Below are 14,411 nucleotides of genomic sequence, written 5' to 3'. Positions count from 1 at the left end.
AGGACACAAGTTCAGCAAACAAACAAAACCTATGGTAAAACAAAATAAATTTGTAAACAAGCAGTCTCACTGCTATCAATCCTTAGTAGCAACAGCATTATTAACTGGTAGCCTTTTCCAATTTGTTGCACCTGTATTAGCTGAGGGAACTACTGCGGGTACATCTATCAGTAACACAGCTACAGCAACCTACGAAGATCCCAACAGTCCAGGGACAACAATCAACGCTACTTCCAACACTGTAGTTGTTACCGTAGCCGAAGTTGCTGGTATCACGGTCAGTGCTTCTGGCGTCACAGATGCCACTTCTAGCCCAACCAATACAACAGTCCAGGTTGGTGACTTACTTATCTACACCTACACTCTGACGAATGTAGGTAACGACCCCACCCAATTCCGGATTCCTAACTTAGCTACAACAACCGGGCCGGGTACAGTTTCTGGAACTTTACCAGGTGGAACACCTAATAGCCTCCAATACAGTACTGACGGCGGTCAAAACTGGCAAAATATCACTAGCACTGAGGTATTCACGCCCTCGGTTTCGCCTGGTGGTACGGTATTGGTGCGTGTGCCAGTTACTGTACAGGCTGGCGCTCAAACTAATGACGTAATTACCGTTACCCTTGGTAACACTCCTGGTGGCGCTCAAAATCAACTGCGGAGTCCTGATGGTGGCGACGTTTATACCGCAGATAATCCCGATGGCACTCCTAATGAGGTAGCTGGGGCACCAGTTAACGGTACACGGGAAGCTAGCGCCACCCAGCAAATTCAGGTTGGTTTAACAGTGAAGACCTACACTTTAGCCACCGTTCTGAAGATTCGCAGCGGCTATAACAATGCTGGCACGACTGTAATTACAGATGACAAGCTGACTTACGATTTGAGTTTGCGAGTTGAGTCTAACGATCCCACAGGACAGGGAATTACACCAGCAGCTTTGACGGGCACAAGCATCAATGTTAATGGTGTTGCTGGTACTTATATCTTGGTTTCTGATGCCATTCCTGCTGGTACAGATTTGGCAGTAGCGCCAACTCCACCGCCTGGTTGGCAAACTGTTTATACCACTACGGCAATTGGAATTGATGCGAATGCAGCTAGTTGGACTACCACAGCACCACCCTTAGCCTCAGTCACTCGCATTGGTTTTATCAATATTCCAGCTACTATTAGTTCCATCGCCCCTGGTACAACAGTCAATGGCTTCTCAATTCAGCTAGCTGTTGAATCAACTGCAACTTCACCCTTAACCGTCGCTAACATCGCCCAATTATTTGGTCAAACACCCGGCAGTAACTTTCCAGTATACGACGAATCCGGCGACCAAAATCCCAGCAACTACAATGGTCCACCAGGGAATATGACACCTCCTGCGGGTACAGATGACAACGGCGATGGTGTTCCCAATACTCTACCAGAGGGCAGCGTTGATGATGGCTATATTAATACTCCAACATCTCCGGAAACTGGAACTGACACGGGTAACAACAACAGTGGTGATGGTACACCAGGAGGTGAGGCAAACGTCTTTACACTACAAGCACCTGTAGCCTCAGCGATACTCAACGGGCCGCAAAATGCCCCAGATGCTACTGGGCCATCAGGTGGAACCAACGATGACTTCACGAATAAATCTTCTCTCGTTCCTGCGGGTACAGTACCTGGTAGTACGCTCGATCCTCAGTCAGTTGGCTTTACCAACACAGTTAAAAATAGTGGCACTGACCCAGGCGTTTTGAAGATAGAACCAACACCACCAACAAATCTAGGAGATTTACCGAATGGTACGAAGGTGACTATTACCTATAATAGCCAGTCTGCTGTTTATACTTACAATAATGGAGTGTTTACACCATCTGGTACACCAATAACAATCCCTAACTTTGCTCCTAATACAACTATTAACTATGGTGTAGAAGTTGATTTACCCGCAGGTACGCAGTTATCCACTGATATTAATAGAGGCTTCCCAGTACCCATCATTGCTTCTATTGACAACTACACGACGGATAGTAACGGTGATGGAATTAAGGATACTGGAAACGACAATAACTTTGATTCATTCAACATCACTATCGATCGCGTCTACACTGGCTACTTGAAACTGCTGAAAGTATCACGAGTTCTCCAAGGAAGCGGGCCTGTAGTCCAAGGAAATGATGGTACCTTCAGTACCGATCCGAAGAGGCCTGCACCAGGAAATATTATTGAGTATCAAATTCAGTACACTAACATTTCCGATCCTCAGTCTGGAACTGGTAACGTGATTTTGAATGCTGACAAAGTTGTGATTATTGAAGATGGTACGCAAAGCCCCAACAACTGGGCGAAAGACAACGATAACAGCGGCCAAATTGATACCAGCAATATTGTTGGTTCAGCTAAAGATTCTGGGAGCGCAACCATTCAATTCTTCAGCGGTAATCCAGCTAATAGCTCTGGCATCGACCAAACCGGAAGTACGGTAAACACTGATGTTACTAAGTATGTAGATACTGTAACTGGCGTTATCGCACCGGGTATTCAAAGAACATTTACTTTCCAACGCAGAGTTAACTAATTCGTTGGCAGTGGGGACATTTGCGTTATAGCGGCAACCAGTTGACTTCACCCCCACAAGCTCAAGTAAGAGGGGGTGACTATTTATTAGCAAAAGCAGGGAAATATAAGTCAACAATCAAGAATCTAGAACTTATTTATGATTAAAGGTGCTTCTATTGCAGGTTTCGGTGCGTTCGCGCTAATAGCTATATCTCCATTTTTGGTTCAATTTCCAGGAGTTGGAAATATTTGGCATTCAGGAAGTGCCTACGCTCAAAATATCAAAACTCAAGCGCAAATTCAATTGCGTTTACAAGCTGAAAAGCTAGTGGTGGCTCAAGATCGGCAGGGTAAACAAAGCCAGAAATGGGAACCTTTGAAAGGTCAAGCTGTGGTGCGACCAGGTGATGTATTGAGGTATACCTTGAGTGGCGAAAATCAGAGCGATCACCCAGTGAAAAATTTGACTCTGAATCAACCCATTCCTAGAGGAATGTTCTACGTACTTAAATCTGCAAATGTAACTAATAATGGAAAAATTACTTATAGCATTGATGGTGGGCGTAGCTTCGTCGAAAATCCCACCGTTAAAGTTACTGTTCCTAACGGCAAAGTGGAAACTAAACCAGCGCCAGCCATTGCTTACACCCACATCCGTTTACAGATTCCGTCAGTTACAGCAAAGACGACAGTCAAGGCGACTTATCAAACCCAAGTGCGTTGATTGAAAGAAGAATACAGAATTCAGAATAAACTGCACTAGGAATTTAGATCACTAATGATTTTAAACCACCAAATTTTCAATTTTATGCAGTTAGAAACCGCTATCACTGTGCTATCTGACAGTCGAATTCATTCTCAATTCTGATCCTTGAATTCTGAGTTCTGAATTCTGAATCCTGAATTCTGTTTTGATAATTTTTTTATTAACAATCAGCTTGCCATCGAGAGGAGATGTGTTCAGTGAGCCGTCCTCAAAAACAAAAACAAATTAATTTTAGTAGTAGCTGGTGGCAAAGATTAACAGCAAGTCTTCTGCTGGGAAGCTTTTTTTATACTAGTTTACCTATATCAGCGACAGCCCAACAAAATAATAGTCAAGTTGCATCTTCCCCAATCACAAATCAAGCTACTTATACTTATACAGACCCAGCTAGTAACTATCAATATCAAGGAAGTTCTAGTCAGCTTAACGTTACTCCTAGCCCATTACTTGACCCATTAGGAAGGATTTTAGGTTGTGCTGGTACACTTTTACCGGACTATACAGGTTTTTCAGTTGGGGTATATGAACTTAACCCTAGCGACCCGACGGGCACAGAATTGGGCAGTTTAGCTGCTTTGACTCGCACAGAGTTACCGGATATTCCTAATAACAATGTGCCTGGGGGAAAATCGCCAAATATTGAAAATAGTAATCCATATTTCATTACAAATAATCCTGCTGGTGTCTACAATTTTTTACTAGATCCAAACAAAGGTCAAACCGAGCCGGGTAAAACCTATATTTTTGTAGTCAATCCACCATCAAATTCCATCTACAGACAACGGCGCGTCAAGATTGAAATTATTGCCAAAGATAGTAATGATGTTGTGCAATATGTCGCTACTTCTTTGGATGGACAACCAATCAGTCTTACAGGTGAAACTAGAGTAGAGCAAACAGTTGTTTTAGTTCCCAATGCAGAAGTAGTGGGATTGGATTTATTAGCCTTTGAATTTACTACCAATTTGTGTCAAGCCAATCAGTTACAGATTATTAAAACAGGCGATCGCGCTACTGCGGAACCTGGAGATACGGTAATTTACCGCCTCTCGGTAAAAAATCTCGCTGATGTTGGTTTAAACAATGTAGTTATCACGGATAACCTCCCTTTAGGATTCCAGTTCTTGCCGAAATCTGTGCAGGGAGAGATGGATGGTACACCGGTTGCTATCACCTCGGAACGAAATGGAAACACGGCGATATTCCAGACAGACATGACGATTCCTACAGGGAAAGTCCTGAATATTGCCTACGCTGCTCAATTAACAGCTGATGCTTTGCGTGGTAGTGGTCGCAACAGTGCGATCGTTAATGCCCAACGAACTGATAACCGTTTTAGCACTAAGGATGGCCCAGCAACGCACCAACTGAAAATTCGTCCAGGAATCGTTTCTGATTGTGGCACGATTATCGGTCGGGTGTTTGTTGATAAAAACTTTGATGGCGAACAACAGCGTGGTGAGCCTGGAATACCAAATGCAGTGGTTTTTCTAGAAGACGGTAACCGCATCACTACAGATCCCAATGGTTTGTTCTCTTTAGCTAATGTCTTACCTGGATACCACACGGGCGTTCTAGACCTCAGCAGTGTACCTGGTTACAATTTAGCTCCCAACAAAAAATTCCGCGAACGCAATAGCCAATCTCGCCTAGTGCATTTAGAACCAGGTGGCTTGGTACGTATGAACTTCGGTGTCACCCCCACATTTCAGGAGCCAGTCAAGAAATGAAACCCAGACTGCACCGTGCAACTATTTTCAACTTGAGGTTGATGGGGGCGATGCCGATAGCTCTCAGCCTCATTTTGTATCCGGCCATAGTCAAAGCAGAAGTTAGTAATGAAAACCTGTTATTGCAAGCAGAGAAAGGTGACCAAGGTCGAGCAGTTGAAAATAAAGTGGTTGAAAAAAGTATGGATGTGAATTCTAGGGTTGGTGATGCGCGAGATGAAAAGGTCACGCAAAGGCAAGGCAGGGCGTTGGGCGGGTTAAGAGACTTGAAGCGACTGCCGCGCAAAGGCGCAAAGATTAAGAGAAGAATTCAGCAACGGCTAAATTCTTATCGTTTATTGGGAAGTTCTAGCCAAGAGGTTACGCCTGTTGAATTGCCGTCAGTTTCTTTAGCATCGGTTAGTGTTAGTTCAATTTCAGATGTCCAGCCAATACAACCATTTCAACCAGCAAGTTCTGTGGAATTGCCTAGAGGCTTACGCAAAATTGCAGGAATCGAAAATAAGAAAGAGCAATCTTCAAGAGAAATACAACCATTTCAACCAGCAAGTTCTGTAGGTTTGCCCAGAGGCTTACGCAAAATTGCTAATGGGGACGTGGGGATCGGGGGACAGGGAGACGCGGGGACGGGGGGACGCGGGGATGGGGGGAAGGAGGGACAAGGGGTGAATGAAAATATGCCTGTGTCTTCACCTCCACCGATTTCTACAGGAATCAAAATCTTGACTCCGACGGCTGACAGTGTTGTAGATGTACAAGCTACTACGGTGATTGTGCAGTTTCCTGCTGGTAGTCAAGTGGAACTGCGGGTAAATGGGGTGTTGGTAGATCCTTCCTTAGTGGGGCGGACGGAAACTGATGCGAGTAGTAACTTAGTAACGCAGACATGGTATGGTGTTTCGTTACAAGAAGGTCAAAATACGATCTCTGCAAATTTTGTTGGGAGAAAGGAACCGCCTGTAACAGTGCAGGTCGCTGTCCGGGGAGCGCCACAGCAACTAACTTTGGAAACTGTTGAGTCTCGTATCCCAGCTGATGGACGTTCTACCGCTACAATCCGGGGTCAACTACTGGATGCAAGTGGCAATCGGTCTAATTATGATGCCGTTGTGACTTTGATACCTACTGCTGGGGATTTTGTGGGGAAAGATTTCAAACCCGATGAACCTGGATTTCAAGTGGAGGCTAAAGGAGGACAATTTACAGTAACGTTGCGATCGCAACTAAAAGCAGAAACTGTCACAATTAGAGCGATCGTTAATAATTTAGAAGCCTTTACCCAGTTGCAATTTGAAACGGCACTACGTCCGAGTTTGCTCACTGGGGTTATAGATTTACGTCTGGGGGCTAGAGGTACAAATTATTACGGTAGTTTTCGTGATTTCATCCCTCCCGACAAAGACAATAGAACGCAATTAGATTTTCATTCAGCGATCTTTGCCACAGGTACTATTGGGGAGTGGTTGTTTACAGGCGCATATAACAGTTCTCGTAACCTAAATGAAGATTGTAACTGTGATAATCGCTTGTTTAGAACTTACCAATTTAGCGAGCAAAACTATCCTGTCTATGGCGATAGCTCGAAAGTTGATGTGCTGGCTCCTTCCATTGACAGCGTGTTTCTGCGTTTCGAGCGCTCAACCGGTATACCTGGATCTTCCCCTGATTTTGCCATGTGGGGTGACTATAACACAGAAGAATTTGCGCGGCGATCGCAGCAATTTACTTCGATTACCCGTCAACTCCACGGCTTTAAAGCTAATTACAACTTAGGAAACTTACAAATTACAGGTTTCTATGGCAATAACTTAGAAGGATTTCAACGAGATACCATTGCTCCTGATGGCACTAGTGGTTATTATTTCCTCTCTCGCAGACTCCTACAACCAGGTAGTGAAAATGTCTTTATTGAGTTAGAAGAACTCAATCGTCCTGGTACTGTATTGGAACGGAAACAGCTTAACCGAGGCCCAGACTACGAAATAGACTACGATCGCGGTACCTTATTATTCCGCGAACCGATTCTTCGCACTGATATCGATGAAACTGGACAAGTCTTGGTACGTCGGATTGTTGTTAGCTATCAATATGAAAGCGAAGACTCTGATAGCAATATCTTTGCTGGTCGTTTGCAATATAACCTTTCTCGCAAGCTGAACCAAGAAAGTTGGATTGGAGCAACCTACGTTCAAGAAAATCAGGGTGTGCGTGATTTTCAACTGTATGGCGCAGATGCGCTGATTGCTTTGGGTGACAAGGGTAAGCTAATTGCAGAATACGCCCATTCTAGTAACGATTCTGATGTTCTGGGAAAGGTTAGGGGTGATGCCTATCGCTTGGAAGCTGAAGGACAAATTGCCAATGGGATTCAAGGACGTGCTTATTATCGATTTGCCGATACAGGTTTTGCGAATAATGCCACCGTCAGCTTTGTACCGGGGCAAACTCGTTATGGTGCCCAAGTTCTAGCTAAAGTTACTCCGACTACCAATGTCAGAGTGCAATACGACCACGAAGACAATTTTGGAATTGCTCCCCAACCGCTAGATACTTTTGAAGAATTATTTGCACCCCGTAATGATGCCATACCAGGGAGTAAAGTTGATAATTCCCTGACGACAATTACTGCTGGGATTCAACAACGCTTGGGTAGTGCCATCTTCGATCTCGATTGGATTCATCGCGATCGCGAAGACCGCATCTCCACCAACGCCCTCAATAGTAATTCCGATCAACTGCGATCGCGTTTCACAGTTCCCATCGCTAAAAACCTGACTTTCCAAGCCCAAAACGAACTCAGCTTATCTTCCCAAAAAGATAGTGTTTATCCAGACCGTACCATCTTCGGGTTGAATTGGGCGGTAATTTCTGGTGTGAATGTCAGTCTGGCCCAACAGTTTTACACTAGCGGTCAATTGTCTGGTAACTCCATCACCAGCTTGAGTGTCAACGGCGAACACAAACTTGGAAGAGATACCACCATAACTGGTCGTTACTCAATTTTGGGTGGTGCCAATGAACTGACTACCCAAGGTGCAATCGGTCTAAATAACCGCTGGACTATTGCTCGCGGATTGCGGTTAAATTTAGCTTACGAACACGTATTTGGTAACTTCTTCAACCGGACGGCCGCGGGTCAACAATATCCCCAACCCTACGCTTTTGGTCAAGCTGCATCGGCGATCGGATTTGATGGTGGCGATAGTTACAGCGTTGGGTTGGAATACAGTGATAACCCGCAGTTTCAAGCCAGCGCCCGCTACGAGCATCGCTCCTCTTCTGGTGGTAGTAATACAGTAATTACCGCAGGTGCAGTGGGTAAAATTTCTCCATCTCTCACGGCTCTGGTACGTTATCAACAAGCAAATTCTGCCAATCAAAGACTTTCAGGATTGGCAGATACCGCTAATCTGAAGGTGGGTTTAGCTTATCGCGACCCCCATAGTGATAAATTTAATGCTTTATTGCGTTATGAATATCGCCAAAATCCAGCGATTATTCCTGAGACCATTCTCTTAGGTAGTGGTACGGGTTCCCAAGACCATACTTTTGCTTTAGAAGCTATCTACGCTCCGAACTGGCAATGGGAATTCTACGGTAAGTATGCTTTACGTAATAGTACTTCTTATTTGGCTAACGATTTAGTTGGTACAAGTACGGTGAATTTGGGGCAATTGCGAGCTACTTATCGTTTGGGATATAGCTGGGATTTAGTTGGTGAGGCTCGTTGGATTGGTCAATCTAGTTATAGTGAGACGGGCTTTGTTTTGGAAACAGGTTACTACCTGACTCCTAATTTGCGGCTTTCTGCTGGATATGTGTTTGGTGAAGTTGACGATCGCGATTTTTCTGGGACGCGATCGGCTGGTGGTGCATATTTGGGTTTAACTGTCAAGCTAGATGATTTGTTTGATGGTTTTGGACAGCAAAAGCCGGTGCCACGTAAGCAAGAAGAATCTACCGCGCAAAGCCTGGTGGAGAAATTGCGACAATGAAATTGAAGATATGAATTTGTTTCACGCAAAAGAAGCAACGCCAAATATTTAGATAGATATGGCTTGTCTCACTTCAACTGGTTCAGCAGTTAAACTAAAAGCTCGAACTTCGGTAATTTTTACCTTCACCAACTGGCCTTTTAATTCTTTGATGTCGCCAGTAAAGAAAGTTAAACGATTACCACCTGTGCGCCCCATGACTTGAGTTTTATCTTTGGGGTTTTGGTCTTCTACTAGAACTTCTTCAATGCGTCCGAAGTAACGTTGCGATCGCTCGCTTGCTTTGATGTTTACTAAATGATTCAATCTTTGTAGGCGATCGCTTTTAACTTCTTCACTCAATTGATTGTCCCACAAAGCGGCGGGTGTCCCTGGACGCGGCGAATATGCGGCTGTATTCAACATGTCAAAGCCGATATCTTCCACAAGTTTCAAGGTATTTTCAAACTGTTGTTCTGTTTCCCCAGGAAATCCGACAATTGCATCGGCACTAATTGAGGCATCTGGCATATATCGCCGAATGGTATCAATGATTCGGCGATATTTTTCATGGGTATAACCCCGCGACATCGCCTTTAAAAGTTCATTATCCCCAGATTGAAAGGGAATGTGGAAGTGTTCGCAAACTTTGGGCAACTCAGCGCAAGCCCGAATTAGTCTTTCAGTAAAATAACGAGGATGACTTGTAGCAAATCTTATCCTTTCAACTCCAGCCACATCATGGACGTAATAAAGTAAATCTGTGAAGTTATGCAGATGCCGACCTTCTGGTGTAGTTCCTGGCAAATCTCTGCCGTAAGCATCAATATTTTGACCGAGTAAAGTAACTTCTTTGTAACCTTGTCGTCCTAATTCTGTCATTTCTGCACGAATAGCTTCTGGTGTGCGAGATTGTTCAACACCGCGCACGTTGGGAACCACACAGTACGTGCAGCGTTCGTTACAGCCGTAAATCACATTCACCCAAGCAGTTACTTTACTATCTCGTCGGGGCTGGGTGATATCCTCCATAATGTGAACCGGCTCGGTTGCCACAACTTGGTTACCTTCAAACACTGATTCCAATAAATCTTTGAGGCGGTTGGCGTGTTGCGGCCCCATTACCAAATCTAATTCTGGCACACGTCGCAACAGCGCTTCGCCTTCTTGCTGGGCAACGCAACCAGCAACAATCAGGGTTAAATCAGGCTGCTCGTGCTTCCGCTTGGCCTGTCTGCCAAGGTAGGAATATACCTTTTGCTCGGCATTATCTCGAATTGTGCAGGTATTGTAGAGAATCACATCCGCATTATTTGGATCTTCCGACCACTCAAAGCCCATGTCTTCCATTACGCCAGCCATGCGCTCTGAGTCAGCTTTATTCATCTGACAACCGAAAGTAGTAATGTGATAGTGGCGCTTAGAAGTGGTCATGAGTAATTATGCTTAATTAGCGTAATGTATATAAACTTTATTTCTATTTTATAACGCTCTTAACCAACGTTAGGTAAGTCTGCTGCTATATGAAACCTAGACAAAGCTAGACATTAATTGACGTTTCTACGGGAGTTATGCTGTGAGAATAAACGAAAAAAGCCAAGACTTAAGTGCTAATGATGTGTATACAAAACATTGATTCGGGAATAATAGCTCATAAAGCAGCGATCGCAATCATTTGCACTACTGAGTAAATATAAACAAGTTATCATATGGTGATATGCCGAAAATTACTGTTTGTATTCCTACTTTTAATCGTATCTCTCTGTTGCCTTATGCGATCGCCAGTGTACTTAATCAGTCAGAGCAAGACTTTGAACTAATTGTTTGTGATGACGGTTCTAGCGATGGAACACCTGAGTTAATTTCAGAGTACACAGACCATCGGATTAAATACATTCGTCATCCGCAAAACATTGGTAAAAGTAATAATATGCGCTCTGGATTTGATACTGCCAGCGGTGAATATTTTATTAAATTTGATGATGACGACCGACTAACACCTAATTTTCTCGCAAGTACGGCAGCTATTCTTGACCAAGACTCTAGTATTGATTTTGTTGGTACAGACCATTGGATAATTGATATTAACAATATCAAAGATGAGGTAAAAACTGAGGAAAATTCTCATCGCTGGGGAAGAAAGGATTTACCCGCAGGGATTGTAGATAATTTGTTAGAAGTTGTCTTTGTTAATCAAAGTTTTCAAATTGGAGCAACATTATTTCGTCGTCAAACATTACAAGAACTAGGATTTATGTTGCCCAATATGCAAAATTGTGAGGATAATGATTTATTTGTGCGGCTAGCTTTGGCTGGGAAAAAAGGTTATTACTTACCAGGATTACTGATGGAGTATCGTTACCATACAGAGCAGCAAGGTATAAATAGAGCTATTCCTTATTTATTTGATAAAATTCGGTATTTAGAAAGTTATAAGTTTGAATCTGAAGAATTAGAAAAAATTAGGCAAGAGCGTTTAATGGAAACGCAATTATTATTAGGTTTGCGTTTAATTGAAAAGGGAGAAACGCAAAAAGGCAGAGAACTAGTTTTAGCAGGACAATCTTTTTCGACTGCTAAAGCTTGGACTGGTTTAGGGTTATCGCTATTACCAGTTGGGTTACGAGGTAAAGCGTTTGATGCACTGCGACAGATGCGGGGTTAAGAAATAGGTCAAAAAGCTGCTTACTCCACGCGGTCAATCATCCGGATTTATGTGGTTTTGGAAGAATACCGATCTATTAATGCACAAGCAAATTTCTGATGTTGTTCAGCTAGATATTGAGGATAAATGAACTGAGCATTGCCCATAAAGCGATACACCCAGCGACAAAATTCCTCTAGCGATCGCTTAGGCAATTTAACGATGTAATCTACATAAGTAGGTTTGCCATCTTTTCCCTTAGGTCCTGGTTTGATTTCTTGGTGAAGATGTCGCTTTTCTCCCTCTTGGATAAATCCTATTACTTCAGGGAAAAATCGAACTTTCACTTCTACAAGCTCCAGTTCTCCACGGCTCTCCTTTTGTTGCTCTTCTCTTAAACCCAACTTCAAGCCACAACCTGCCTTTAAGAGCCGATGAGCGATATGTAAGCTTCTCCATTGGCTATCTAAGCCGCGGCCTTTGCTATCCAGAACATTGAAGTGATCACTAAAGCGATCAATACGTGAGACTACGAGATGACCGTTGTTATAATCTTCCAGCAACAAATACCAGGCAATGTCTGCATAAATCAATTGTAAAGGATAAACTTGCTCATATCTGGTTTTGTTGGGATTGTACGGATTACGACAGCGATAAAGCTCAACTGCTTGCCCTTTAATAATTGCTGCTTCAAGTGTATCTAGTTTTTCAAATAGCGTGCCTCGGCTTTGATATTTGCCCTTGGCCATCATTTCCACCGGATCGGTGTAGACAATAACTCGGTCTAATTGGGTTCTCACCGGATAAAGCATCTCATCTTTCAGGTTTAACCCTCCTAATCGCCGCATTAGTCTTTGATAGATCCGATTAATTTGAGGGTCTTCCTGATATCTTGCCTGAGAGTGTAGGGCATTGAGCGCAACTTGTAACTCCTCCCGATTCATTAGACCTGTACCAACATAGTAACCCCAGCGGTAAGGTCGCCTATCCAAAAGTCCATAGCGACGAAGAATCTTCAAATCTTTTTGGATGGTATGACGCGAATATGGCGGTAGCTTTACATTTAATTCGCTTGCTACTTTTTGTAGGTACAAATGTACTAATTGCAATGTATCATGATTATTAGAGTCAGATTGCATAGGATCAATACAACCAACTCCTGGGTATCGGACAAAGGTTGCAATTAATAGTAAAAGTCGCTCGAAGGCAGGAAGAGCAGCATAAGAATGCGCCATAAACTATATTTCATCCTGAAAAGTCAATAATATAAAAGTATTGACCTGTAATTTATAAAAAGTTTAAAACTTTTGCTAACTATAGTTCCTAAAGATTTCATTTTATAGCCTCTAATACTGCCAAATAGTCGCGCTCTATCTGAACCTCTTTGTAAAATGCAGTTCAAATAGAGTTTTGGAGACTAAAAAATATGCAAACATGTCCCTCTTGCCAACATCCCTTGTCTAGCAATGGATTCTGTCTAGCAATGGATTCTACTGTTCTAACTGTCCTCAGCAGATTCGATGTAAAAACAAAGACTGCTATGAAATACTTGTTCCCGGTGCAAAACGATGTGTAATGTGTGGAACCCCAATAGGCGAAGGGCATAAAAGTTCCGCATCAAACAATGGTGCTAACCTAACTTCCGTAATGAACACGTTAAAATTCGTTGAAACTAGCAAGGGCTACTCACGTGAAATTCAGGCTACTCTGAGCAACGAAGTAGGTATTAGCTGGGGTGGTGCTGCGATCGCGGCGATCGTTGGTGGACAAATGACACCTGGAAAACCACCTAATGGTCGTCCTGTGATTCGTAATTTAAGTAATCCCGAACCTCAACAACTTTCCTTATTCAACGACGAATCCAGCGACGAGAAAAACAAATCTACGATTGATACAGTTGCTCAACTTCCTGCTGCTCATGGAATTGACGCTGACAAGTTAAAACAGATTTTCCGGCACAACGGCGAACAACTACAGCTAATGGACAAGAAGAGGCTCAAAGCTGCAAACAAGAAAGATGCTGCACGCAGGTTGATCTATCTGGTTCTCTTGTATTCGTTAGATATCGATGGACGGGAGGAAATTCCTCGTGCTGAGTTGAATGAAATTCTTAAAAGAGTTGGATTCCATGATAACAACATCGTCACATGGATTAGTAAAAGTCCTGACTTGATTGTTGAGAGAAATATGGCTGGGCTAAGTCTTTCAGGAAAAGACGAAGCGCGAAAAGTTCTCGCAGAAGTATTTGATGACAAGATAAAAGGCAAGTGGGATTTAACCTCTGGTACAGCCTCACGTAGTTCTAAATCTAATGCCAAAAGCGACGAAGATTCAGAAAGCAGCAGCAAGAATGGCAAGCGCAAGAATAATGGAATTTCCAAAGAAGTAGAGCCTTGGGTAGCTAGTTGGAAATTATTTGCCTCGAATATTGATTTTTATGCAGCCATTAAAGATTGCACAGTCATGCAGAAGGGCTTGTTTGGTCTATGGGCAATTGGTAAGGCAACAAGCAATCCTGAGATAGCGGTTTCAAGCTACAAGCTCAAGCAGTTCTTGTATTTCGGACTCGGCATCGAGCTAGATGAGCGTAATTTAGAAAGACGCTTACAAGCAACTTCAGGACAAGGAAGCTTAATTAAAATGCAGGGTGGTTTCCAATTACTATCTCCTGGTTTGGCTGAGGTCGAAAGATTGATAAGGGACTTCCAGAGAATAAAATATACAGTTAACAAAAATGATAATCATTCTGA

At 43.2% G+C, this 14,411-nt stretch carries 8 protein-coding genes; 6 read left to right on the top strand and 2 right to left on the bottom strand.

Annotated features, from left to right (window positions below; genetic code table 11):
• The first annotated feature begins 31 nt into the window (after positions 1-31).
• The 4 genes from ACM0OY_RS27700 to ACM0OY_RS27685 all read left to right on the top strand — a co-directional run bounded on the left by ACM0OY_RS27700 (position 32) and on the right by ACM0OY_RS27685 (position 9,038).
• Positions 32-2,566, top strand: a complete 2,535-nt coding sequence (locus tag ACM0OY_RS27700) for a beta strand repeat-containing protein (RefSeq protein WP_414571999.1) — start codon at positions 32-34, stop codon at positions 2,564-2,566.
• A gap of 141 nt (positions 2,567-2,707) precedes the next feature.
• The gene (locus ACM0OY_RS27695; RefSeq protein ID WP_414572026.1) at positions 2,708-3,271 is read left to right on the top strand and encodes a hypothetical protein; all 564 of its coding nucleotides are present in this window, start codon (positions 2,708-2,710) and stop codon (positions 3,269-3,271) included.
• A gap of 230 nt (positions 3,272-3,501) precedes the next feature.
• Positions 3,502-5,043 carry a hypothetical protein gene (locus ACM0OY_RS27690; protein ID WP_414571998.1) on the top strand — a complete coding sequence of 514 codons (1,542 nt, stop codon included), beginning with the start codon at positions 3,502-3,504 and terminating at the stop codon, positions 5,041-5,043.
• Positions 5,040-9,038, top strand: a complete 3,999-nt coding sequence (locus ACM0OY_RS27685; protein ID WP_414571997.1) for a TonB-dependent receptor — start codon at positions 5,040-5,042, stop codon at positions 9,036-9,038. Before ACM0OY_RS27690 ends, ACM0OY_RS27685 begins: the two co-directional genes overlap by 4 nt.
• 48 nt (positions 9,039-9,086) lie before the next feature.
• Here the strand turns inward: ACM0OY_RS27685 and miaB are convergent, their stop codons facing one another.
• Positions 9,087-10,451 carry a tRNA (N6-isopentenyl adenosine(37)-C2)-methylthiotransferase MiaB gene (gene miaB, locus ACM0OY_RS27680; protein WP_414571996.1) on the bottom strand — a complete coding sequence of 455 codons (1,365 nt, stop codon included), beginning with the start codon at positions 10,449-10,451 and terminating at the stop codon, positions 9,087-9,089.
• 283 nt (positions 10,452-10,734) lie between these two features.
• Here miaB and ACM0OY_RS27675 point away from each other — a divergent pair, with 283 nt between their 5' ends.
• Positions 10,735-11,682, top strand: coding sequence for a glycosyltransferase (locus tag ACM0OY_RS27675; protein WP_414571995.1), 948 nt, complete (start codon positions 10,735-10,737; stop codon positions 11,680-11,682).
• Between the two features lie 47 nt (positions 11,683-11,729).
• On the opposite strand, the gene ACM0OY_RS27670 is transcribed toward ACM0OY_RS27675, so the two are convergent.
• Entirely contained in the window at positions 11,730-12,896 is a 1,167-nt protein-coding gene (locus tag ACM0OY_RS27670; protein WP_414571994.1) for a helix-turn-helix transcriptional regulator, read from the bottom strand.
• Positions 12,897-13,308: 412 nt separating this feature from the next.
• Here ACM0OY_RS27670 and ACM0OY_RS27665 point away from each other — a divergent pair.
• Positions 13,309-14,411, top strand: a 1,103-nt coding sequence (locus ACM0OY_RS27665; protein ID WP_414571993.1) for a hypothetical protein, incomplete at its 3' end; no start/stop codon positions are given.

Origin of the sequence: Nostoc sp. CCY 9925 (assembly GCF_963920935.1) — a bacterium.
Classification (GTDB): Bacteria; Cyanobacteriota; Cyanobacteriia; order Cyanobacteriales; family Nostocaceae; genus Nostoc.
This window is presented reverse-complemented; position numbering and strand designations above follow the sequence as displayed.